The 22,640-nt window shown below is 60.5% G+C and carries 27 protein-coding genes and 1 tRNA gene; 10 read left to right on the forward strand and 18 right to left on the reverse strand.

All coding sequences use genetic code 11. The features are described from left to right. Window positions 1-85 precede the first annotated feature (85 nt). Window positions 86-1,501 carry a magnesium transporter gene (gene mgtE, locus H0482_RS02110; RefSeq protein WP_230989415.1) on the reverse strand — a complete coding sequence of 472 codons (1,416 nt, stop codon included), beginning with the start codon at window positions 1,499-1,501 and terminating at the stop codon, window positions 86-88. A 117-nt stretch (window positions 1,502-1,618) separates the two neighbouring features. Here mgtE and H0482_RS02115 point away from each other — a divergent pair, with 117 nt between their 5' ends. Beyond that, the gene (locus H0482_RS02115) at window positions 1,619-1,975 is read left to right on the forward strand and encodes a hypothetical protein (RefSeq protein ID WP_193728367.1); all 357 of its coding nucleotides are present in this window, start codon (window positions 1,619-1,621) and stop codon (window positions 1,973-1,975) included. Between the two features lie 78 nt (window positions 1,976-2,053). Here the strand turns inward: H0482_RS02115 and H0482_RS02120 are convergent. The 3 genes from H0482_RS02120 to H0482_RS02130 form a co-directional block, all read right to left on the reverse strand. Further along, a tRNA-Leu gene (locus H0482_RS02120) sits at window positions 2,054-2,138 on the reverse strand. 92 nt (window positions 2,139-2,230) lie between these two features. Continuing rightward, window positions 2,231-2,719 (reverse strand): hypothetical protein, encoded by a 489-nt coding sequence (locus H0482_RS02125; protein WP_193728368.1) that lies wholly within the window; start codon window positions 2,717-2,719, stop codon window positions 2,231-2,233. Between the two features lie 20 nt (window positions 2,720-2,739). Beyond that, window positions 2,740-2,973 (reverse strand): FliM/FliN family flagellar motor switch protein, encoded by a 234-nt coding sequence (locus tag H0482_RS02130; protein ID WP_193728369.1) that lies wholly within the window; start codon window positions 2,971-2,973, stop codon window positions 2,740-2,742. 76 nt (window positions 2,974-3,049) lie between these two features. Between H0482_RS02130 and lipB the strand changes: the two genes are divergently transcribed. Beyond that, window positions 3,050-3,787, forward strand: a complete 738-nt coding sequence (lipB, locus tag H0482_RS02135) for a lipoyl(octanoyl) transferase LipB (protein ID WP_193728370.1) — start codon at window positions 3,050-3,052, stop codon at window positions 3,785-3,787. Between the two features lie 39 nt (window positions 3,788-3,826). Then, entirely contained in the window at window positions 3,827-4,372 is a 546-nt protein-coding gene (locus tag H0482_RS02140; RefSeq protein WP_193728371.1) for a DUF4282 domain-containing protein, read from the forward strand. 67 nt (window positions 4,373-4,439) lie between these two features. On the opposite strand, the gene H0482_RS02145 is transcribed toward H0482_RS02140, so the two are convergent. Next, window positions 4,440-4,817, reverse strand: coding sequence for a DoxX family protein (locus tag H0482_RS02145; RefSeq protein ID WP_193728372.1), 378 nt, complete (start codon window positions 4,815-4,817; stop codon window positions 4,440-4,442). A 240-nt stretch (window positions 4,818-5,057) separates the two neighbouring features. On the opposite strand from H0482_RS02145, the gene rimO reads away from it, so the two are divergent. Further along, complete coding sequence (rimO, locus tag H0482_RS02150) at window positions 5,058-6,377, forward strand: 30S ribosomal protein S12 methylthiotransferase RimO (RefSeq protein ID WP_210319055.1); 1,320 nt, start codon at window positions 5,058-5,060, stop codon at window positions 6,375-6,377. 21 nt (window positions 6,378-6,398) lie between these two features. On the opposite strand, the gene H0482_RS02155 is transcribed toward rimO, so the two are convergent. Continuing rightward, complete coding sequence (locus tag H0482_RS02155) at window positions 6,399-7,130, reverse strand: GGDEF domain-containing protein (protein ID WP_330998171.1); 732 nt, start codon at window positions 7,128-7,130, stop codon at window positions 6,399-6,401. 211 nt (window positions 7,131-7,341) lie between these two features. Between H0482_RS02155 and H0482_RS02160 the strand changes: the two genes are divergently transcribed. The 4 genes from H0482_RS02160 (at window position 7,342) to folK (ending at window position 9,536) form a co-directional block, all read left to right on the forward strand. Beyond that, window positions 7,342-7,593 (forward strand): GlsB/YeaQ/YmgE family stress response membrane protein, encoded by a 252-nt coding sequence (locus tag H0482_RS02160; protein ID WP_193728375.1) that lies wholly within the window; start codon window positions 7,342-7,344, stop codon window positions 7,591-7,593. A gap of 186 nt (window positions 7,594-7,779) precedes the next feature. Next, window positions 7,780-8,625, forward strand: coding sequence for a dihydropteroate synthase (folP, locus tag H0482_RS02165; RefSeq protein WP_193728376.1), 846 nt, complete (start codon window positions 7,780-7,782; stop codon window positions 8,623-8,625). 96 nt (window positions 8,626-8,721) lie between these two features. Further along, a complete protein-coding gene (gene folB / locus H0482_RS02170; RefSeq protein WP_193728377.1) occupies window positions 8,722-9,105 on the forward strand; it encodes a dihydroneopterin aldolase in 384 nt (127 codons plus the stop codon). Then, window positions 9,102-9,536 (forward strand): 2-amino-4-hydroxy-6-hydroxymethyldihydropteridine diphosphokinase, encoded by a 435-nt coding sequence (gene folK / locus H0482_RS02175; protein WP_230989416.1) that lies wholly within the window; start codon window positions 9,102-9,104, stop codon window positions 9,534-9,536. The genes folB and folK overlap by 4 nt, the downstream gene beginning before the upstream one ends. 38 nt (window positions 9,537-9,574) lie before the next feature. Here folK and H0482_RS02180 read toward each other — a convergent pair whose 3' ends face one another. The 4 genes from H0482_RS02180 to crcB are packed head-to-tail and all read right to left on the reverse strand — an operon-like array spanning window position 9,575 to window position 12,385. Beyond that, entirely contained in the window at window positions 9,575-10,351 is a 777-nt protein-coding gene (locus tag H0482_RS02180; RefSeq protein ID WP_193728378.1) for an ATP12 family chaperone protein, read from the reverse strand. Window positions 10,352-10,353: 2 nt separating this feature from the next. After that, window positions 10,354-11,019 (reverse strand): HAD family hydrolase, encoded by a 666-nt coding sequence (locus tag H0482_RS02185; RefSeq protein ID WP_193728379.1) that lies wholly within the window; start codon window positions 11,017-11,019, stop codon window positions 10,354-10,356. Beyond that, complete coding sequence (locus tag H0482_RS02190) at window positions 11,016-12,005, reverse strand: RluA family pseudouridine synthase (protein ID WP_193728380.1); 990 nt, start codon at window positions 12,003-12,005, stop codon at window positions 11,016-11,018. Before H0482_RS02190 ends, H0482_RS02185 begins: the two co-directional genes overlap by 4 nt. Continuing rightward, window positions 12,002-12,385, reverse strand: coding sequence for a fluoride efflux transporter CrcB (gene crcB / locus H0482_RS02195; RefSeq protein WP_193728381.1), 384 nt, complete (start codon window positions 12,383-12,385; stop codon window positions 12,002-12,004). Before crcB ends, H0482_RS02190 begins: the two co-directional genes overlap by 4 nt. A 107-nt stretch (window positions 12,386-12,492) precedes the next feature. Here crcB and H0482_RS02200 point away from each other — a divergent pair, with 107 nt between their 5' ends. After that, complete coding sequence (locus H0482_RS02200; protein ID WP_193728382.1) at window positions 12,493-13,614, forward strand: patatin-like phospholipase family protein; 1,122 nt, start codon at window positions 12,493-12,495, stop codon at window positions 13,612-13,614. On the opposite strand, the gene H0482_RS02205 is transcribed toward H0482_RS02200, so the two are convergent. Both H0482_RS02205 and H0482_RS02210 read right to left on the reverse strand, forming a co-directional pair. Then, complete coding sequence (locus tag H0482_RS02205) at window positions 13,615-14,937, reverse strand: replication-associated recombination protein A (RefSeq protein ID WP_193728383.1); 1,323 nt, start codon at window positions 14,935-14,937, stop codon at window positions 13,615-13,617. 34 nt (window positions 14,938-14,971) lie between these two features. Then, window positions 14,972-16,453, reverse strand: a complete 1,482-nt coding sequence (locus H0482_RS02210; RefSeq protein ID WP_193728384.1) for a Do family serine endopeptidase — start codon at window positions 16,451-16,453, stop codon at window positions 14,972-14,974. 245 nt (window positions 16,454-16,698) lie between these two features. Here H0482_RS02210 and H0482_RS02215 point away from each other — a divergent pair, with 245 nt between their 5' ends. Beyond that, window positions 16,699-17,880, forward strand: a complete 1,182-nt coding sequence (locus H0482_RS02215) for a type III PLP-dependent enzyme domain-containing protein (protein ID WP_193728385.1) — start codon at window positions 16,699-16,701, stop codon at window positions 17,878-17,880. A gap of 178 nt (window positions 17,881-18,058) precedes the next feature. On the opposite strand, the gene rplQ is transcribed toward H0482_RS02215, so the two are convergent. The 6 genes from rplQ to secY form a co-directional block, all read right to left on the reverse strand. Further along, window positions 18,059-18,481, reverse strand: coding sequence for a 50S ribosomal protein L17 (gene rplQ / locus H0482_RS02220; protein WP_193728386.1), 423 nt, complete (start codon window positions 18,479-18,481; stop codon window positions 18,059-18,061). A 31-nt stretch (window positions 18,482-18,512) separates the two neighbouring features. Continuing rightward, window positions 18,513-19,532, reverse strand: a complete 1,020-nt coding sequence (locus tag H0482_RS02225) for a DNA-directed RNA polymerase subunit alpha (RefSeq protein WP_193728387.1) — start codon at window positions 19,530-19,532, stop codon at window positions 18,513-18,515. Between the two features lie 102 nt (window positions 19,533-19,634). Beyond that, window positions 19,635-20,027, reverse strand: a complete 393-nt coding sequence (rpsK, locus tag H0482_RS02230) for a 30S ribosomal protein S11 (protein WP_169194879.1) — start codon at window positions 20,025-20,027, stop codon at window positions 19,635-19,637. 156 nt (window positions 20,028-20,183) lie between these two features. Then, a complete protein-coding gene (gene rpsM / locus H0482_RS02235) occupies window positions 20,184-20,552 on the reverse strand; it encodes a 30S ribosomal protein S13 (protein ID WP_164534017.1) in 369 nt (122 codons plus the stop codon). A 175-nt stretch (window positions 20,553-20,727) separates the two neighbouring features. Further along, a complete protein-coding gene (locus H0482_RS02240; RefSeq protein ID WP_193728388.1) occupies window positions 20,728-21,291 on the reverse strand; it encodes an adenylate kinase in 564 nt (187 codons plus the stop codon). After that, window positions 21,288-22,625: a preprotein translocase subunit SecY gene (gene secY / locus H0482_RS02245; RefSeq protein WP_193728389.1), complete on the reverse strand. Its 1,338-nt coding sequence runs from the start codon at window positions 22,623-22,625 to the stop codon at window positions 21,288-21,290. Before secY ends, H0482_RS02240 begins: the two co-directional genes overlap by 4 nt. Window positions 22,626-22,640 lie beyond the last annotated feature (15 nt).

The following is a 22,640-nucleotide window of genomic DNA, read 5'->3' on the forward strand; positions in this document are numbered from 1 at the left end:
CGATGAATCGTTAACCGTCCGCCAGATGGGAAGCAAGCGGCCAGATTGCAACACTCGACCGCCGCTTTCGGTTCAATTTTTCGCCCTAGAAAAGGCCGAACCAGAAGCCGGCCAGCGCCAGAAACGCAAAGAAACCAACCACATCGGTGATGGTGGTTACAAAGACCGCGGAGGCGATGGCCGGATCGGCCTTGTATTTGTCCAGCGTCAGCGGCACCAGAATTCCAAACGTTCCCGCCACGATCATGTTGATGACCATGGCCAGCCCGATCACCACGCCCAGCTCCGCATTTCCATAGCGCAGGCTGGTGACGATGCCGATCAGGATGGCGAAAATCACCCCATTGGCGAGACCGACCACCATTTCGCGGCGGATCAGCCGTTTGAGGCGCCCGCCATCCAGTTCCCGCATGGCCAGCGCCCGCACCGTCACCGTCATGGTCTGCGCCCCGGCATTGCCGCCCATGGAGGCGACGATGGGCATCAGCACGGCCAGCGCCACCATCTGCTCGATCGTGGCGTTGAACAGCCCGATGACCATCGATACCAGCACCGCCGCAACCAGGTTGACGCCCAGCCATGGCGCGCGGCTGCGCACCGTATCGACCATCGTGTCCGACAGGTCTTCGTCGCCCACGCCCGCCAGAAGCTTGATGTCTTCTTCGGCTTCTTCCTGGATGACGTCGACGATGTCGTCGATGGTCAGCACGCCCACCAGCCGACCATTCTCGTCCACCACTCCGACTTCCACCAGGTCATAGCGCTCGAAGCTGCGTGCGGCCTCTTCCTGGTCTTCACCGGCCTTCACCAGCACCAGGCTGGTATTCATGATGCTGTCGATCTTGGTGGCGCGCGGCGTCCGCAGGAATTTGTCCAGCGGCAGCGTACCCAGCACCTTATAGGCGGCATCCACCACATAGATCTGGTAGAATTCGTCCGGCAGATCCTTTTCGCTGCGCAGGTAGTCGATGGTCTGGCCCACCGTCCAGAATGGCGGGATGGCGATGAAATCGGTCTGCATCCGCCGTCCGGCGGATTCCTCGGGAAAATCCAGGCTCCGCTTCAGCGCCAGCCGCTCGAATGTCGGCAGCGCCGAGAGAATTTCGTCCTGGTCTTCCTTTTCGAGGTCTTCGAGCAGATAGACCGCGTCGTCATTGTCCATCTCGGCGACGCCGCGGGCAATGGCCGCATTGGGCAGCGCGTCCATCAGTTCGACGCGGATGGATTCGTCCACCTCGGTCAGCGCCGAAAAGTCAAACTTGTCCCCGAGCATCCGCACCAGCGCCAGCCGCTCGTCATGCACGAGCTGTTCCAGCGCGTCGCCGGCATCGGACATGTGCAGCGGCGTCATCACCAGGGCCACGTCGTCGGCGCGGCCGGCCTCGATAAAGGCGCGCAACCGCTCCAGCCAGAGCGGGCTTATCCGCCCCTCGGCGTCGCGGAAGGCATCATTGTCGATCCCGGTTTCATTTCCGGGCGCCATTTCGAATTCTTCGCTCATTGGGAGCCCTTTCGTGTCCTGAGTGTTTCAGGGGCAGTAGAGCCATAGCCAATCGCCTGCCATTGCGCCAGTCTGGCCTTGTGGCTTTTTCGTCGAGACACAGGAGGTGTCACGAAAATGAGCATGAACGTTGAACTGAACGAAGGTTTCCTGCGCCTGCACCGGCTGGCCGTCGCCCGGGACCTGCCCGGCATTGCCCCCTCCACCCATGAAGGCGCCCCTGCCCTCATGGTCGCCGGCGCCGTGTTCGTCCACCTGCTCGATGCGAAGACGTTGGTCCTGCGCTGCCCGGCAGATCAGAAAGTGCTGCTGATGGAGATTTCGCCCGACATTTATTTCGAGACCGACCTTCACGTCGGCCAGGACGTCATGCTGATCCGCCTCGACCGGATCAGCGACGAAGAACTATCGCTGCGCCTGCACGACGCCTGGGCCTTCAAGGCCCCCGAAAAGCTGAAGACCACCCGAAATTGATATTCAGCGCCCGGCGAGGCCGCCCAGACAACAAAAAAGCCGCCTCGCGGCAGCTTCCTGTTTCGTCACCAAAGTGACTGGTGCGGTCGAGAAGACTCGAACTTCCACGCCTCGCGGCACAGCGACCTCAACGCTGCGCGTCTACCAATTCCGCCACGACCGCACGTTGTGGTAGAAGCTTCATCCGCCAGCGGCGGCGAAGCGAGTGGGGATGTAGCAAAGCTCCGGGCCAACCTCAAGCGCTTAAATACGTTTTCATTCAGCTTTGTGCATGCGGGTCGGCGTGGATGGCCGTAATCCCGCTTTCCAGGCGCTTTCGGGGACCATGGCCTCTATGAGCTCGAGGTCCGGGTGCCCGTCGTCCGAAAGATAGAACCAGAACAATTGCCCGGCATGCTCGAAACTGATCTCGCTATAGGTCTCGCGCTTGTAGCGCCGCGTGCTTGTTTGCCAATTGCCGATCTCCGCCAGCTTCATGCGCAGCAATTCCCCGCGATCCCGATAGTGCACCCTGCGCGCCAGCAGGATGTCACCGTCCAGCGCCAGCCAGCTTAATTGCCGCCGTCCCGTTATCCTTGTTGCGATCAAGATGATGGCGCAAAGAATGGCGAGGCCCACGGCGCCGACGGTCAGGCCGACCATCGGGTCGCCGTCATAAAAGCCGATGACGACGGCCATGATGACCATGCTGCCCAAAATGATTCTGGTGAGAGGTGCCGATCGCCGGTCGAGAAGAACTTTCAAATTCTCCTCCGCCCGTCTCTTCAGCCGAGCTTGAATATCTTCTCGGTGACGAAGACCCGCAATTGGCCTTCTTCCACATTGACCTCGCCCTTGGCGATCAGCGTGTTATTGGCGTAAATCCTGAGCGGATCGTGCTCGCCGGCATCCAGTTCGATCACCGCGCCGCGGCCCATGCGCAGCAAATGGTGGATGGGCATGGTCGTCGCGCCCAGTTCCACCGTGATATCGACTTCAATATTGTCCAGTGTGCCCATAGATAAGGGTTTCGAGCAAAATGATCCGCGCCCCGCGAGCGGATTCGGTAAACGCGAAAGTCGGCCATATCTGGTTATGGAAGTGTTAACAGCCAATAACGGAACGTGCCAAAGCGGCGCAAAACTGCGTCGCCCCGACCAGCAGCCGGTGGAATGGCGTATCTTCGAGACACCCCTCGAATACGAACAGGCGCTCGCCATGATGGACGAGCGCGTTGCCGCCATTGCCAATGGCGAAGCGCGCGAGGCGGTCTGGCTGCTCGAGCATCCCGCCCTTTACACCGCCGGCACCTCGGCCCGCCCCGAAGACCTGCTCGATCCGCGCTTTCCCGTCTTTGCCGCCGGGCGCGGCGGACAATATACCTATCATGGCCCCGGCCAGCGCGTGGCCTATGTCATGCTCGACCTGACCAGGCGCGGCCGCGACATCCGCTGCCTGGTGCAGGGATTGGAACAATGGGTCATCGACACTCTGGCCGCCCACAATATTTCGGCTGGACGGCGCGATGGCCGTGTCGGCGTCTGGGTGTCTCGCCCCGAAAAGGGCCCGGGCAGCGAGGACAAGATCGCCGCCATCGGCGTGCGGGTGCGCAAATGGATCACCTTCCACGGCATCTCGCTCAATATCGCGCCCAACCTCTCCCATTACGATGGCATCGTGCCCTGCGGCATCATTGATCAGGGCGTCACCTCGTTCGAGGATCTGGGCCTGCTCCTGTCCATGCCCGAGGTCGATTCGGTGCTGCGCCGCCGCTTTGAGGCCATTTTCGGCCCAACCGCTTCCTTCCGCCCGGGCCTTGCCATCCCGGATTGAGCCGACCAATTTATAGACAGAACCGGAATCGAGGACACGATGACCCTGGACGATCTAAAACGCCTCCTGACGCGCCAGACGCTGTTCCGGCTCGATGCCATTCTGTCTCCGCGTCTGGTGCCGATTTTTTATGCGCTGGGCCTGGCCGCCATCCTGCTCTGGGCCATCAGCCATTTCTTCTTCCGCTTCGGCACCGGCTTTGGCGACGGGCTTTGGGGCCTGCTGGAAATCGCGGTATTCGGCCTGCTGGCCTTTGTCGGCCTGCGCATCGGCTGCGAGGCCCTGCTGGTCTGGTTCAAGAAGCACGAGGAGAGCGGCGATTCGCTGCAACGCTCGCGCTATTCGGCGTCCCTGCTCGATGAGGTGCGCGACGCCATTCGCGATCTGGCCGAGGAAGGCCAGGACAGCGATTATGCCGAGGCCGACGAATATATCACCCCGGCCACCGAGCCCCTGCCCTCGATGACGCCGGCGCCGACCCCGCCTCCCGCCGCTGAACCGATGCGCGCACCGGCCACCAAGCCGGGCGAGACCCACAAGCCGCGCCGCACCGCCAGGCGGACGCCGCCCAAAACCACCAATTGAATAAAAAAGGCCACCGGATCGGTGGCCTTTTTCACGCATTGCACAGCGTATATGTCCCGCGCCGCTCTTATTTCTTGTTGATGCTCCAGGCGCCCGGTCCGGCAAAGACCAGGTAGAGGAAGACGAAACAGAACAGGATCGCCGCGTCGCCGGCATTATTGGTCGGATAGAGATCGCCCGGCGCATGCGCCATCCAATAGGCCACCGCCATGGTGCCGGAGGCGAGGAATGCCGCCGGGCGGGTGAAGAAGCCGATGGCGATCAGCACGCTGGTGACGATTTCGATGACCCCCGCGAACCAGAAAATGCTGCCCACCGGCGGCATGAACTCGGCGGCGGGGAAGCCGAAGAGCTTCTGCGTGCCGTGCAGGAAAAACAGCAGCGCGGCAACGATGCGCAAGACAGCAAGGGCCTGCGGCGCATAGGGGGAGAGGCGGTCGGTCATGATCTTCCTTTCAGGCAACGCCAGGGCGGCGTCGAGAGAAAACCACGCCTAGCCAAATCGGTTCCTCCCCGGAACCAGCGCATTTCCGCACGCACTGTTCGCCGTTCGGCACCGGTCAAATCGGCGTGTTCACCGTTTCCGGAAGGGCTGCTCCGCCCCTGGTGACGGGCAGTCACATTGCCTAGAAGCCAGACTTTCGCTATGACGCGCCATCCAATCCAGAACTGGAATGCCCCGCGCATGACTCAGGCGCCCAAAATCGGTCTCGTCAGCCTCGGCTGCCCCAAGGCTCTCGTGGACAGCGAGCGCATCATGACCACCCTGCGCGCGCAGGGTTATTCGTTCAGCCGCGACTATGCCGGGGCCGATATCGTTTTGGTCAATACCTGCGGTTTTCTCGACAGCGCCAAGCAGGAAAGCCTTGAAGCCATTGGCGAAGCGCTCAACGAAAACGGTAAGGTGATCGTTACCGGATGCCTCGGCGTCGAGGAAAACCTGATCCGCGAGACCCATCCTTCGGTTCTGGCGATTACCGGCCCGCATCAATATGAAAGCGTGGTCTCGGCGGTGCATGATCATTTGCCGCCTGTGCCGAACCGCTTCGTGGACCTGGTGCCCGAAAGCGGGCTCAAGCTCACCCCGCGCCATTACGCCTATCTCAAGATTTCCGAAGGCTGCAACAATCGCTGCACCTTCTGCATCATCCCGCAAATTCGCGGCGATCTCGCCTCCCGCCCCGCCGCCGGCATCCTCTCGGAAGCCGAGGGCCTGATCCGCTCCGGCGTCAAGGAATTGCTGGTCATTTCCCAGGACACCAGCGCCTATGGGCTGGACCTCAAATATGCGACGTCCAAATATCGCGGGCGCGAGGTCAAGGCCAAATTCTATGATCTGGCCAAGGAACTGGGCGAGCTGGGTGCCTGGGTGCGTCTGCACTATGTCTATCCCTATCCCCATGTCGATCCGGTGATGGAATTGATGGCCGAAGGCCTGGTCCTGCCCTATCTCGACATCCCCTTTCAGCATGCTTCCCCGAACGTGCTCAAGGCCATGCGCCGCCCCGCGCATCAGGAAAAGACCCTCAACCGCATTCTCGACTGGAAGCGCCAGGTGCCCGACCTCACGGTGCGCTCCAATTTCATCGTCGGCTTCCCCGGTGAGACCGAGGAAGATTTCGAAATGCTGCTCGATTTCATCGAGGAAGCCGAGATCGACCGCGCCGGCTGCTTCAAATACGAGCCCGTCACCGGCGCCACCGCCAATGAACTTGATGGCGTGGTTCCCGACGAGGTCAAGGAAGAGCGCTTCGCCCAATTGATGGAAGTGGCGCAGAACGTCTCCTTCCACCAGCTTCAGAAGAAGGTCGGTCGCACCATCGATGTCATCGTCGACGATGTGCGCCCCGAAGAAAACCGCGCCATTGCCCGTTCCAAATGGGATGCGCCGGAAATCGACGGTCAGGTGATCATCGAGCGGGCGGACAATATCAAGATCGGCGACATCGTTTCGGTCAAGGTCACCGATAACGACGAATACGATCTCTTCGCCGAACCCGCCTGACCCCTATGGCACGCGGGCCGCTCAGGCGGCCCGTTCGGCGTCGCGGCGCGCATGCTTGTGCCCATAAAGCCGCATATCGGTGCGCTCCATCGCCTCGCGAAACGTCGTGCCAGCGCGGCAGGAGGCAATTCCGAGGCTTACCGAGAGCGACTGGCCCACGATATTGCTCCTGCGGGCGAATTCTACGCTCGCTATCTGATTGATTTCGGCCAGCCAGGTCGCGTCCGGGCCACCGCTGCGATTGGGCAGGAAGGCGCAGAACTCATCGCCGCCGATGCGGCCGATCAGGCTGTCGTCGCCCAGCACATTCTCCAGCGCCTGGGCGATGGCGACAATCGCGTCATCGCCCGCCAGATGTCCGTGCTGGTCATTGATCCTTTTGAGATGATCCGCGTCCGCCAGAACAAACAGCCCGCTCACCCCATGGGACATGGCCAGGTCGAACTGTTCGACGAAGCTGCGGCGATTGAGCAATCCGGTCAGCGGATCGGTTGCAGCATGACGCGCCAGCTCACTGCTGCGCCGCATCAGGGCGCGATAGGATTTCAGCACCTGGTCGAGCTTGGAAAAACCCACCAATGCTATAGGGATGGCAATGGCGAAGGGCAGGACCAGCCGCATGATCACCGTCACCAGATCGGCCTCCGCCCCGATGATCATCCGTAACCCCGTCGACAGCGAAATGGAGATGGCTGCCGCCACCAGCGACACCAGCGCCGTGTTGCGCAGCACGAATCTGGAGGGCCACTTCACTTGCTTTTCTTTCGCTTCGCCGGAAACCGGTTCCTGCTTCGCAGGCATCCGTAAACAAACCTTAACGGACGATTCCGCAATTGCGTCCATGTCCCCGGACTTCCGCCAGATGCGGCATTTCTCGGCGGTCTGCGCGTAGCGACCTTGCTATTTCCGTTCACTATGCCACGCTCGCAATGTCGAAAGACTCAGTTGCGAGAGGAGAAGCATAATGGGTTTTGACGGAGTAGGTTGGATTGCGGCCATCCTGATCGGCGGCGTGGCGGGCTGGCTCGCCAGCATGTTCATGAGTGCCGGCGGCGGTGTACTGAAAAATGTCATCCTGGGCATAGTCGGCGCCATCCTCGCCAGCCTGGTGTTCGGGCTGCTGGGAATCTCCTTCGGCGGCTGGATCGGCTATCTGATCGCTGGCTTCATCGGCGCATGCATCATCATCATCATCGGTCGCGCCGTATCGAAATAAATCTTGAAGACGGGCCGGTCACCCCGGCGGCCGGCCCGCCTTGCGAACTGACCTCGCAGTTATTCGGCGCCCCAGCGTCAACGACAAGTCTCCCCCACTTGCGCGGTTTCAATAGAGGCAGGAGAGCCTGACTCTCCTCTTGAGCAGCCCCCCGCTCCGCCCTAAACCGGACCTGTTGGAGCCGCCATGCACAAGATTCACACCATCGTCCTGCGTCACCGCCCGCCGCTCGTGCTTGGCCGGCAGGCGCTCATTATGGGCATTCTCAATGTCACGCCCGACAGTTTCTCGGACGGTGGCGCCCATAACCGTGTCGATGCGGCGCTCACCCATGCCCGCCACATGCTGGCCGCAGGCGCCGACATTATCGACATCGGCGGCGAAAGCACCCGCCCAGGCGCCGAACCGGTCGGCGTGCAGCAGGAACTCGACCGCGTCATGCCGGTCATCGACGCCATCCGCGCCGACGGCATTGCCGCCCCCATATCCATCGACACCATGAAGCCGCTGGTGGCCGATCAGGCCCTTCAGGCAGGGGCCGACATCGTCAACGACGTCAACGGCCTTCAGGACGCGCCGGAAATGGCGGAGATCGTCGCACTTCACGGCGCCCCGATCATTGCCATGCACTGGGACCGCGACTGGACCGCCGAAACCGATCCCATCCCCGCCATGATCACCTATTTCGACCGCACCCGCTCCATAGCGGCGGGGGCTGGCATCGATCCGGCCCGGATCGTTCTCGATCCCGGCTTCGGCTTCACCAAGACCTTGAATCAGAATTACAGCATTCTGCGCCAACTCCCGGATTTGACTCGCAATTTCTCCGACCAACCCCTCCTGATCGGCACCTCGCGAAAATCCATGATCGGCCGCCTGCTCGACCGGGACGCGGCGGACCGCCTCCCCGGCACCGTCGCCACCAATGTTCAGGCCTATGAGCGCGGCGGCCATATTTTTCGGGTGCATGACGTAAGAGAAAACCGCGACGCCCTTCGCGTTGCCCAGGCAACATTGTATGGTGCCGAATAGTCGAGCCCAACCGCTCCTGCGCCTCCTCCCGCATGATGGGAAGGAATGAGGCTGGGGCGCAGGCAGTTCCGCGTATTTCGACTTGCGAGAGACAGAATGACCGCATCCTTCACCGGTGATCGCATCATCCTCAACGATCTGGGTTTCTATGGCTATCACGGCCTCTTCAACGAAGAAGCAAGGCTAGGTCAGCGCTTCCTCATCGATCTGCAATGCGGCGTCGACCTGTCCGGACCCGGCCACACCGACACAATAGGGGCTACCGTCTCCTATGCCGACATCTATGACGTGGTGAAGTCTGCCTTCGAAACCCGCCGCATGCATCTGATCGAGGCCGTTGGCCAGAATATCGTCGACGCCCTGTTCACGGCCTTTTCCGACATCGATTGGGTCATCGTGCGCGTCCGCAAGCCCGAAGCGCCCATCGCCATGGTGCGCGGCGAAGCCGCCATCGAACTCCATCGCGTCCGGCCTGCATGATGGCGACGGCATGGCTCAGCCTGGGCGCAAATATCGGCGACCCGCAGGCACAACTGGAAGAGGCAGTGCGCCTGCTCGACGCGCATGAGCGCATCGCGGTCACCGCCCGCTCGTCCATCATCATCACCAAGGCATGGGGCAAGACCGATCAGCCCGATTTCGCCAATATGGCGCTGGCGGTCGAAACCGGCCTCTCGCCCATCGACCTGCTCCATGCCTGTCTCGACATCGAGCGCGACATGGGCCGGGTCCGTCATGAGGTCTGGGGGCCGCGTCTCATCGACATCGACCTCATCGCCTATGAGCGTGTCGAAATGGACAGCGCTAAGCTGACTCTGCCGCATCGCTTCGCTCATGAACGCGATTTCGTGCTGCTTCCCTTGCGCGAAATCGCGCCGGAAACCGCCGACTGGATCAGCAACCGCGCCTGACCCTTCGAAATGTTAGCAATGTGCTGACGAAGACGGCTTCAACGCAGTTCTGCGACGACTTTTGCCGCCATATCGAACTCGATTCGACGCTTTTTGCGGCGTTCCTGCGCTTCCTCGTCCTCGCCCCAGAGGCGGATCTGGTAATCCTCGTCCACATGCGCGGCTTCCCAGATTTCATCCTCATCAAGCAATTGATTCAAAAGCGCAATTGCCAGCAGGCCCGATCCTGTCAACCCGGTAATGGAGACCAGCGCGGTCAGCATGTGGAGCCCCTGCCCCTCCAGCGCCGCATCCAGCGCCAAAAGCGTCGCATCCGGTTGTTTCTGATGCAGAATTCCGATTGTCGGCTGAAATGACACGTCGAAATGCCGCGCCAACTTGACCAGCGCACCATCCCAGTGCCGCTCCTGCTCCGCCACCAATTCCTGAGGAGAATCAGCGCGATAGAGCAAAAGATCGTTGCCGGCGAACTTGCCGATTTCGGCACGGAAGGCCGGCACCATCTCGTCGCCGCTCTCCACCGCCGAATTGATCAGCCGCACCATCGGCATACTCGCCGGATCGATGAACTCGCCCTGCGCCGCCCATTCCTCGGCCATGGCCTGCGCAATGCCAAGTGATTGCACGACAACGGGAATTTTGTGTCCCGGCGTGCGCACCTGCTTGCCGTCCAGCGTCACCGAGAAGCCATCTTCTCCCCGGGCCACGTCCACACTGCTATAAAAGCGCTTCGGCAATTCCACCTTGTTCAGGTGCTGCGCCCGTCCATAGCCATCGTCCTGGTGCCTGTGTGCGTCTTCCAACTGGTCGCGCATCTTTATGCTCCTAGAATCGTGTCGATCGCCGCGGGTAGATCCGCATAATCCCGTACGATTATGTCAGCACCAGCCCGGAGCAATTCATCGGGATTATGGTAACCCCATGAAACACCAATGGTTTTTGTTCCAGCGGCCTTGCCCATCTCGATATCGAACGTGGTGTCTCCGACAATCAGCGTCTGGCTTTTATCAGCCCCGGTCTCCTCCATCGCCCGCAGCATCATGCCGGGATGCGGCTTTGAAGGATTGTGGTCTGGCGTCTGCAAGGTCACAAAATGTTCAGCAATTCCATGGAGTTGCGTCAGCCTATGCACGCCGTTCAGCCCCTTGCCGGTGGCAATTCCGAGCAGCATTCCGGTTCGACCGTGAAGCTCGTCCAGAGCCTCCCGCGCACCGGGAAACAATCCCTCCCGGCCCTCGGCGGAAACCAGCGACGCACGGTAGTGCTGACGATATTCGTCGGCTAATTTGTTCGCAAATTCAATGTCTTGAGACCCAAGCAGCGCCAGCATGGCCTGCGGCAGGCTCAGCCCGATGATCCGCCTTACCTGCTCCGGGCCCGGCGCCGCCAGCCCGGCCCCGACAAAGGTCGTCGCCATATGCTCGGCGATCAGGGAGCCGGTATCGATCAGCGTCCCGTCCATGTCGAACATGACAAGGTTCACGCCCCATCCTCCGGGTCGGAATTCTGGGCATCGAAGCGGTCGGGATCGAAGCCGAGTGCCTCGAAACTCTGCCGCATGTGTGGCGGCAAAGGCGCTGAAATATCTATCTTTTTTCCGTTGCGCAGCGGCAACGCGATGCGGCGTGCATGCAGATGCAACCCCTCCGCCAGCCCCGGCGCTTCCTGCCAGTTCTCGATATTGAAATAGCGCGGATCGCCGATGATCGGCGTCCCCAATTGCGCCATATGCACGCGCAATTGATGCGTCCGCCCGGTCACCGGCTTCAACGTCACCCAGGCAAAGCGGCGGCTGGCCGTATCGGTGGTCGAATAATAGCTCGACGAATGCACCGCCCCCGGCGCCCCATTGCGCACCACCACCATCTGCTCGCCGTCAGTGGTCTGTTGCTTGGCCAGAAAGCAGGAAATCTCGCCCTGACGGGGACTTGGATTGCCCGCCACCACCGCCCAATAGATCTTGCGCGCCGAACGCGAACGAAACACCGAGCCGAAATGCTTGGCCGCTGCCGCCGTCTTGGCAACCACCAGGCACCCCGACGTGTCCCGATCCAGCCGATGCACCAGTCGCGGCGCTTCCCCCTGCTTGTTGGGCAGGTTCTTCAACAGGCCATCCATATGTCGCACGGTGCCGCTACCGCCCTGCACCGCAAGGCCATGAGGCTTGTTGAAAACGTAGAGGTCATCGTCCTCATAGAGGATCAAGTCCTTGAGGAACCTCACATCTTCCGCATTGACCTTGAATGGGCGAACCGTATCAGGATCGTCGATCGGCGGAACGCGAACGATCTGACCTTCGGTCAGCCGCGTGCTGGTCTGCACCTTGGCCTTGTCGACCTTGACCTCGCCATTACGGATCAGTTTTTGCAAACGGGCAAAACCGAGCTGCGGAAAATGCCGGGAAAACCAGCGGTCAAGCCGCATCCCGTCATCATCCGCCGTAACTTCCCGATGTTGAACGCCGCTCATGTCATGCCGCCTCTGGTGATCAGGAGCCCGAGATATAGGCCCAGAAGGCAAACCACAACCGACAACACGACATAGAGGCCCGCCTGCACGAGTTCACCGCGCTCGATCAACACGATCGTATCTAGGGTGAACGAGGAAAAGGTCGTAAATCCGCCCAGTACGCCGACCGCCAGGAACAGCCTTGCCTGCTCCTGCCATGGCGGCAGGAAGCGGGCGAGCAAACCAATGCAGATCCCCATGGCGACAGCGCCGATTATGTTGACCAGGAGGATCGCGAGCGGGAACGGGCCGTGCCAATACCGAGCCACCAGAACGGAGAAGAAATAGCGCGCCATTGCGCCGACAGCGCCGCCGGCACCCACCAAAAAGGCGGTATTCATGAGCGGTAAACCATTGATGAAAATAACGAAACTTCCACTGAATCGTTTGCCATTCACTAGGGGGAACAGTAGTAGCTAGAGCCAGTATAGCGCCAGGGGGGCCAGGCATGAACGAGTTTTCCAGACTTTTGTCGGCATTATTTGTGTCGGCATTCGTGCTTTCGGGATGCGCCGCCTTTGCCGGTAAGCGCGCCGAAATACCCGTCGACCTTGTCGCCCGGGGGGCAATGGCAACGACCTCCCCGCTGCGCTATTGGGGCGACGACCCGGATTTCGCCGCCAGCCATACCAGGGTAAAGCAAGGCTCGGACGGCCAGGTGGATTTCCTCACTTTGTCGGGAGGCGGCATTAACGGCGCCTATGGCGCCGGCTATCTGATCGGTTGGACCAATTCCGGCGCGCGCCCTGATTTCGAAGTCGTCACCGGCATCAGCGTCGGCGCCATCATCGCGCCACTGGCGTTCCTCGGAACCGACTATGATCAGCACTTGCACGAGGTCTATCTGGCGCTGAGCGGCGCCAGCAATCCCAAGGCCAACTTTCTTTCGGCCCTGCTCGGCGGCAGCGCCATTCTCGATAACGGCCCGATCAGGAATGCCATCGACAAGGCCGTGGATCAGGGCATCCTTGACCAAATCGCCCTCGCCCACCGTCAGGGACGCCGCCTCTATATCGGCACCACCAATCTCGATGCTCAGCGCCCCGTCGTCTGGGACATCGGCGCCATTGCCAATAGCAACGATCCACACCGACTCGAACTGGTACGCAGCGTCATACTGGCCTCAACGGCGGTGCCCACCGTATTCCAGCCGGTGCTGATCGAAGTGTCCAGCAATGGCCACGACTACAGCGAAATGCACGTCGATGGTGGCGTCACCGAACAGGTGCTGCTGATGCCGGGCGGCTGGGGCAAGGTCGGAGCACGCGGCGATACACGCCTCTATGTGATCTTCAATGGCGTGGTCGATGCCTCCCCAGCCACTGTTCAGCCATCCAGCATGGCGCTGATCGGCCGCGCGGTGCCAACGCTGTTGAAATATCTTGGCCGTGCCAATCTGGCGGAACTGGCCAATTCGGCGAAATCGGGCGGTGTACTGTACCGGATGACGGCCATACCTGGCGAATTCCCGGAAAGTGACAACCTGTTCGGGTCGCCCGAATGGCTGGCCTCGCTCTATCAATTTGGCCTTGAAAGCGGCCAATCGGGGCGATGGCGCGACAGGAACTAGCTAGTCAGATTGACCGCCGTCGGCCTTGGCGGCGCGAAGCCTGGCGAAATAATCCATGCGCTTGCGCAGGTCACGCTCGAAGCCGCGTTCGACCGGATGATAAAAATCCTGCCGACCGATCTTCTCGGGGAAATAGTCCTGGCCAGAAAATGCCTCAGGCGTGTCATGGTCATAAATGTAACCATCGCCATAGCCTTGCCCCTTCATCACCTTGGTCGGGGCGTTGAGGATCACCATAGGCGGCATCGGCGAGCCCGTCGATTTGGCGACAGAAATGGCGGCTTTATAGGCGGTGTAAACGGCGTTGGATTTGGGAGCCAGCGCCAGATAGACCACAACCTGCGCCAGCGATAGTTCGCCCTCCGGCGAGCCCAGCATCTGGTAGGCGTCGCGCCCGGCAATAGCGAGTTGCAGCGCCTGCGGGTCGGCCAGGCCAATATCCTCGGAAGCCATGCGGATCAGACGGCGAGCGAGGAAGAGCGGATCTTCGCCTGCGTCCAGCATGCGAGCGAAATAATAAAGCGCCGCGTCGGGATCGGAACCGCGTATCGTCTTGTGCAGGGCCGAAATCAGGTTGTAATGGCCGTCCTGCGCCTTGTCGTAGATCGGCGCCCGCCGCTGCACCACGTTGAGCAGGCTGGCCGCGGTCAATATCTCGTCCGGCTGCGCCGAGGCCAGGATCTCCTCGACCAGCCCCAGCAGGGCGCGCCCATCGCCATCGGCGAGGCCAAGCAGGGTCTCGCGCGCTTCATCTTCAAGTGGCAATTTCGCGCCGAGCAAGTCTTCGGCGCGGGTCAGCAGCTTTTCCAGATCGCCCCGCCCCAGCGATTCGAAGCGCAGGACCTGGCTACGCGAGAGCAGCGCCGCATTGAGTTCGAACGACGGGTTCTCCGTCGTCGCCCCCACCAGCACCACGGTGCCATCTTCCATAACCGGCAGGAAACTGTCTTGCTGGGCGCGGTTGAAGCGATGGATTTCGTCCACGAACAACAAGGTGCGGTGCCCCGAGAGACGCTCGAACCGCGCCTTCTCGAACACCTTCTTGAGATCGGCCACACCGGAGAAAATGGCCGAAATCTGCTCGAAGCGGTAGCCGATCTGATCGGCCAGCAACCGTGCCACGGTCGTTTTGCCGGTGCCCGGCGGCCCCCAAAGGATCAGCGAGCCGAGCCGGCCAGAGGCCAACATACGCCGCAGGGTTCCGCCGGAGCCCAGCAGATGCTCCTGACCGATCACCTCGTCCAGCGCGCGCGGACGCAGTTGATCGGCAAGCGGGCGAGCCTTGTCGGCATCATCGGGTTCGGCGGCGAAGAGATCGGACATGGCTTCCCTCTAGCAGACCCCGCCGTGTCATGCATCACCCGCTGACGATCGACCTGCTCACCCGCCCATTCCGCTGCAAGATGATCTGCCAGGTACGGGCGCGCTGGCTGGCGATCTGCTGGAATGCCGTTGCGCTGGCAATCTCGGTGTCATTGAGCGCCAGGATGATGTCGTCCACGCGCAGGCCCATGGCTTCGGCAGCTGAACCGGCTTCGATGGCCGTGACGATGACGCCGCTGGCCTCGTAGGGCAGACCTTTGGCCTCGCTGAGCGCTGGATCGAGCTGGCGCACGGTGACGCCGGCAAAGCGCGTATTGCCCGAGATCGTGACGCTGGCATCCGCAGCGGGACGTGGCGCGGCTTCCACCGGAAAGGCAATCATCTCCGACGCACCACTACGCAGCCGCTCCAGATTGGCAATTTCGCCGAGCTTGCGCGTCGCCAACCGAAAATTGAATGCGGAGGGGTCGTCCACCTTCTGACCGTCAACCGAGAGAATAATGTCTCCGGACTGGAAGCCGGCACGCTGCGCTGGCCCATGCGGCGCCACCTCGGTCACCATGGCTCCATGCGGCGCGTCCAGGCCCAGGCTTGCCGCAATATCGGAGGTGACGGCCTGCAACTTGGCGCCAAACCAGGGACGCACGATCTCGCCGCCGGTGACGCCTGCTTCAGCCACCAGTCGCGCCATATTGGCAGGAATGGCAAAGCCGATACCCACCGAGCCGCCCGATTGCGAATAGATCGCCGTATTGATGCCGACAAGTCGGCCTTCCATATCGACCAGGGCACCGCCGGAATTGCCCGGGTTGATCGCCGCGTCGGTCTGGATGAAGAATTCATACTCGGACGTCTCGACGCCGGTGCGCGCTAACGCCGAGACAATTCCGCTGGTGACCGTCTGCCCGACACCGAACGGGTTGCCGATGGCCAGAACCAGATCGCCCACCAGCAGCGCATCGCTATCGGCAAAGGTAATGGCCGGAAAGCTGGCGCCGTTCATGTCGCGGACGCGCAGCACCGCCAGATCGGTCTGGCGATCTTCGACCACCAGATCGACGGCAAATTCACGTCCGTCATTGAGCGCGATACGGATATCGGTGGCACCGCTGATCACATGGCTGTTGGTGAGGATGACGCCCCCCTCATCGACGATGACACCCGAACCGAGCGAGCGCGATTCTCTTGGCCTCGTCTGGAAATACTGGTCACCAAAAAACCTGGAGAAAAACGGATCGCTGGCAAAAGGTGACACCGCCTGCTGCTCGATGCGCGTGGCATAGACATTGACCACCGACGGCGACACAGCCTGAACGATGGGCGCGAAGCTCAGTTTCACCTGGGCATCGCTTTGCGGCAGGGCCCGTTCGAGCGGCCTCGGCTCCAACAGATCAGGTGAGGCAGTCTGTGACTGGGCCTGCGGCGGCGCGAAATTCCACGACGCCAGAACCAGGGAACCTCCAACGCCCAGAACGGCGAGCGTCAACACCGAAAAAACAAGTGTTCGCAACGACATGAGTACACTTTCTGATTCAGTTTGGCGGCAAAAACCAAAGCCTGCCGCCCCATGACGAAAACACAGCAAATCTGTCACCAAAATGACGTTTCGGCATAGTTGGTATTGCAGTCAAATAATCGTTTGCGCCTGGGGTCACACAGCCCTATATGCAGCGCTCACTTTGATGCGATTTCTAATCGGAAAACCCTAGAACGCATTGAAGTTCCCGCGTTCTCTCCAGCCCCTGAAAGGCCTGTTGTCCAATGACCGACGAGCCGAAAATCGTCCACGCCAATACTTCCGCGCTGATCGCCGCCGAAGCGCCGGACTTTCCCTCCTTCCTGTTTTCAGAAAAGGAGTTTCATAGGGCGATCAAGGTCTTCAAGAAGGGCTTCGACGGCCTGCTGACCTATGCGGTCAAGTGCAACCCGTCGCCACACATCATCGCGCAGCTTCACGCCGAAGGGTTGAAGGCGTTCGACGTCGCCTCCAACGTGGAAATGGAGCTGGTGCGCGACCACGCTCCGGGCGCGGTGATGCACTACAACAATCCGATCAAGAACAAGCGCGAGATCGAGCGCGCCTATGAAGAGTTCGGCGTCCGTAGCTTTACCATCGACCATCCTCAGCAGCTCGACCAGCTCGCAGCCGTGGTGTCGCCCAGTCGCGACGTGGAAGTCACGACGCGCTTCAAGGCCGGCAAGGCGCTCAAGAGTTACGACTTCGGCATCAAGTTCGGTGTCATGGAGCAGTCCGCGGCCGAAATCGTCACCGCCGTCGAAAAGATGGGCTATACGCCCAGCCTCTGCTTCCACGTCGGCAGCCAGTGCGAAGACGCCTACGCATATGAGCGCCATATCGCGGCCGCTGCCCGGATCGTCGACGAAGCTGGGATCGAATTGAAGCGCCTCAATATCGGCGGTGGCTATCCTGCCCCCTACCCGACCAGTGTGGCGCCCCCAATGGACCATTATTTCGAGACCATCGCTGCCGCCGTCGACGAGCATTTCGGCAAGAAGAAGCCGGACCTGATCATCGAACCTGGCCGGGCCCTGGTGACCTCATCCACCTCCCTGCTGTTGCGCGTCAAGCATCAGCGCGGCGGGCAGTCAGTCTATGTCAATGACGGGGCTTATGGCGCATTGATGGAAGTGAAGTTCATGCACTTCACGCCGCCGGTACGCGTCTGGCGCGGCCCGCGCCTGCACGACAATAACGGCGAGTTTTCCGAGTTCACGCTCTGGGGTCCCACCTGCGATTCCTATGACGTGCTGCCGCAGGTCTTCACGCTACCCGCAGACATCGATGAAGACGACTGGATCGAATTCGGCCTCATGGGCGCCTATACCCAAGCCTCGCTGACCCCATTCAACGGCTTCATCCGCCGCGACCAATATTGGGTGGATGAAGTTTACACCGGCAAGGATATGGCACCGACCGAATAGGATTAAGCTACCAAAGAGCGAAAAGGGCACTGCCGATGCAGTGCCCTTTTTTATTGACTGCGCAGCCACACATTCCATCAGAACGAACAATCAATCCGCCAGCACCGGCCCCCAGCCAAAATAAAACGGCCCCGGAAACCCGGAGCCGTTTCAATTTCATAAAGCTGAAGCCGAAGGCTTATGCCGCTTCGTATTCGTCGTCCTGAGCAAAGCTCGGACCGGAATCCAGACCCTTGGCATTGACGTCGCGATCAACGAACTCGATCACGGCGAGCGGGGCATTGTCGCCATAGCGGAAGCCGGCCTTGAGGATGCGGATATAGCCGCCCTGACGTTCGGCATAGCGCGGGCCGAGCACGGCAAACAGCTTCTGCACCTGTACTTCATCGCGGATCTGCGCGATGGCCTGGCGGCGGGCATGCAGGTCGCCGCGCTTGCCAAGGGTGATGAGCTTCTCGACGATCGGACGCAAGTCCTTGGCCTTGGGAAGCGTGGTGACGATCTGTTCGTGCTTGATCAGCGCAGCAGACATATTGGCAAACATCGCCTTGCGGTGCGATGCGGTCCGGCTGAACTTGCGGCCTCGATTAGCGTGGCGCATGGGTTTCTCCTAAAATCTTGGCAGCGCCAGATCAGTAATGATCTTCGTAGCGCTTGGCGAGGTCATCGATATTCTCGGGCGGCCAGTTGTTGACGTCCATTCCGAGATGAAGCCCCATCTGTGCCAGGACTTCCTTGATTTCATTAAGCGACTTGCGGCCGAAATTCGGAGTCCGCAGCATCTCGGCTTCCGTCTTCTGGATAAGGTCGCCGATATAGACGATATTGTCGTTCTTGAGGCAGTTGGCCGAGCGAACGGACAGCTCGAGCTCGTCCACCTTCTTGAGCAGCGCCGGATTGAAAGCCAGTTCGGGAACCGAATCCTGCGCCTTCTCCTTGGTGGGCTCTTCGAAGTTGACGAAGACCGAGAGCTGATCCTGAAGAATGCGGGCGGCAAATGCCACAGCATCCTCTGGCGACAGCGCGCCATTGGTCTCGACGCTGAGAGTCAGCTTGTCCTTGTCCAGGCTTTCACCAGCACGAGTAGCATCGACCTTGTAGCTCACGCGGCGAACCGGCGAGAACAGCGCGTCGACCGGAATGTAGCCGATCGGTGCGTCCTCGGGACGGTTCTTCTCGGCTGGGACGTAACCCTTGCCGGAATTGACGGTGAACTCGATATTGATCTCAGCACCGTCGTCGAGATGGCAAATGACCAGCTCGGGGTTCAGCACTTCGATGTCGCCGGAAACTTTGATGTCACCGGCGGTAACCGCACCAGGGCCCTGACGGGACAGGGTCAGGCGCTTCGGGCCTTCACCACCCATCTTGAGAGCGATTTCCTTGACGTTCAGCACCAGGTCGGTGATGTCCTCGCGCACGCCTGGCAGCGAAGAGAATTCATGCAGAATGCCGTCGATCTGGATTGCGGTCACTGCCGCGCCCTGAAGCGACGACAGCAACACGCGACGCAGGGCATTGCCCAGGGTAAGACCGTATCCGCGCTCAAGCGGCTCGGCAACCACCGAGGCCAAGCGCGCGTTGTCGCTGCCCGAAACAATGTCCAGTTTGGTCGGCTTGATCAGTTCCTGCCAGTTCCTCTGGATCGTCACGGTATTGTCCTTTCAAAATCGCGGTCCTGGAAGACCGCACCGCCGCAAACACAATAGGACTCCCGACCCATCCAATCGGCCGGGAGCTCATTAATGGTCTTGTTAGACGCGGCGCCGCTTGCGCGGACGGCAACCATTGTGCGGAATCGAGGTCACGTCGCGGATGGAGGTGACGTTGAAGCCGGCAGCCTGGAGGGCGCGCAAAGCAGATTCACGACCTGAACCGGGGCCGCGAACTTCCACTTCGAGGGTCTTCATGCCGTGTTCCTGCGCCTTCTTGGCAGCATCCTCAGCGGCAACCTGAGCAGCGTATGGGGTCGACTTGCGCGAGCCCTTGAAACCCATCACGCCCGAGGACGACCACGAAATCGTGTTGCCCTGCATGTCGGCGATGGTGACCATCGTATTATTGAAGGAGGCGTTCACATGCGCGACGCCAGACGTGATATTCTTGCGCTCTTTACGGCGAACGCGGGCGACTTCAGCCTTGGCCATTCTTATCCTCTAGGGGGTATCGGCGCTGCCGTAATACCAGCAGCTCCACCACGGATTTAGCGGATCAAGTCTTTTCGGACACTCTATCGAGCAACCCAAAAGCCCTGCCCCGCCAAACCCAATCAAACAAACCGGCCTGCCATGGCAGGCACAGCATTACTTCTTCTTGCCGGCGATCGGCTTTGCCGGACCCTTGCGGGTGCGAGCATTGGTATGAGTGCGCTGACCGCGGACCGGCAGGCCACGACGGTGACGCAGACCGCGGTAATTGCCCAGATCCATCAGACGCTTGATGTTCATCGCCACATTGCGGCGAAGATCGCCTTCCACGACATAGTCGCGGTCAATGGCTTCACGGATCTGAATGACCTCGGCGTCGGTCAGTTCATTGACGCGGCGCTCTGCCGGAATGCCGACCTTCTCAGTAATATCCTTGGCGAACTTGTCGCCGATCCCGTGAATATACTGCAGCGCGATCACCACGCGCTTATTCGTCGGGATATTGACGCCAGCAATACGAGCCACGTCTGCTCTCCTTCATTCGACATGCGCCATCACGGCGGATGCCTTTAAACAACAAGGGACCGGAATTCGACCCCCAACCAAGGGAAAACCGAATCCAGCCCAATGATCCATGAGACTGGTGCGGTTCTTTAAGGATAAGACTGGCCAGAGTCAACAGCCCTGCCCGGCCCCAAATCTATCGTCCAAGCGCCGAATTGATCGCCACAGTAACGTCTTCCACCGGCGCCATGCCATCCACGGGACGCACCAGCTCCTGCTTGTCATAATAGCTGACCAGCGGCGCCGTGCTGCTTTCATAGACATCGAGTCGCTTGCGAATGACATCAGGATTATCATCGGCGCGATTGCTGTCTTTCGACCGCTGGATGACCCGGCGCACCAATTCGTCTGCATCGGCCTTGAGTTCGATGACGGCGTCGAGCTTCACGCCCTTTTCCGCCAACATCCGATCCAGCGCTTCGGCCTGCGCAATGGTGCGCGGAAAACCGTCCAGAATGAACCCAGGCTTGCAGTCTTCAGCGTCGAGACGCTCCGAGACAATGCCGTTGACCACATCATCGGACACGAGGTCGCCACGATCCATGATCGCCTTGGCCTCGAGCCCAAGCGGTGTCTGCTCGGCAATGGCATTACGAAGAATGTCGCCCGTTGAGAGCTGAGGAATGCCATAGGCATCCACCAGAATCTTTGCTTGCGTTCCTTTGCCCGCCCCTGGCGGTCCCAACAGGATCAACCTCATCGACGCTTGCCTCCTCCAAGACGTGATTTCTTCAGCAGCCCCTCGTATTGCTGGGCCACCAGATGGCTCTGAATCTGCGTGATCGTATCCAGCGTCACCGTCACCATGATCAGCAGCGACGTGCCACCGATGAACTGGCTGACCGCCAATTGGCTGAACATCACTTCCGGGATCAGCGCCACGACCGCAAGATAGGCCGCGCCGAGAACCGTGATACGCGTCAGCACATAATCGATATGCTGCGCCGTCCGCTCGCCGGGACGAATCCCCGGAATGAAGCCACCGGACCGCTTCAGATTATCGGCCGTTTCGGTCGGATTGAAGACGATTGCCGTATAGAAGAAGGCGAAGAACACGATGAAGAACGCAAACAGCGCCAGATAAAGCGGCTGGCCGCGGCCCAGAAGTGCCGTAACCGTCGTCAACCAGGCCGGTGCATCGCCCTGCGCGGCAAATGAGGCAATAGTCGCCGGCAGCAGCAGCAGGGATGAACCGAAGATCACCGGGATCACACCTGACGTATTGAGCTTGAGCGGCAAATGCGACGTGTCGCCCTGGAACATCTTGTTACCGACCTGCCGCTTCGGATACTGGATCAGCAGCCGGCGCTGCGCACGCTCGAAGAACACGATGACGCCGATGACAACGAGAGCCAGAACCAGCATGCCGAGGCCGGCGAACCCTGGAATGGCACCAGTGCGGGCCAGTTCAAGCGTCTGTGCCACCGTCGCCGGCAGGTTTGCCACGATACCGGCGAAGATGATCAGCGAAATGCCGTTACCGACACCGCGTGCGGTGATCTGCTCACCCAGCCACATCAGGAACATGGTGCCCCCGACCAGGGTGATCACGGTCGAGATGCGGAAGAACCAGGGCTCCATGAGCACAACATTCTGGCTGCCTTCGAGACCAATGGCGATACCATAGGCCTGCACCGCGCAGAACAGCACGGCCAGGTAGCGCGTATATTGGTTCATTTTCCGACGACCGGACTCGCCCTCCTTCTTGAGAGCTTCGAGCCGCGGCGACGCGGTCGACACGACCTGGATCACGATCGACGCAGTGATATAGGGAATAAGGTTGAGGGCAAAGATCGCCATGCGCTCGACGGCACCGCCGGCGAACATGTTGAACATGCCGATAATGCCCTGCTGGCTCTGCTGGAACGTCGCGCGGAACGCATCGGGATCGATGCCCGGCAGCGGGATATAGGTGCCCAGACGATAAACAAGCAGCGCGCCCAGTGTGAACCAGATGCGCTGCTGAAGGGCTTTCGCCTTCGAGAAGGTCGAAAAAGAAAGATTACGTGCGAGCTGTTCGGCTGCGGACGCCATATAAATCGCTCCTAT

The sequence above is a fragment of the Devosia faecipullorum genome, from assembly GCF_015158295.1.
Taxonomy (GTDB): Bacteria; Pseudomonadota; Alphaproteobacteria; order Rhizobiales; family Devosiaceae; genus Devosia; species Devosia faecipullorum.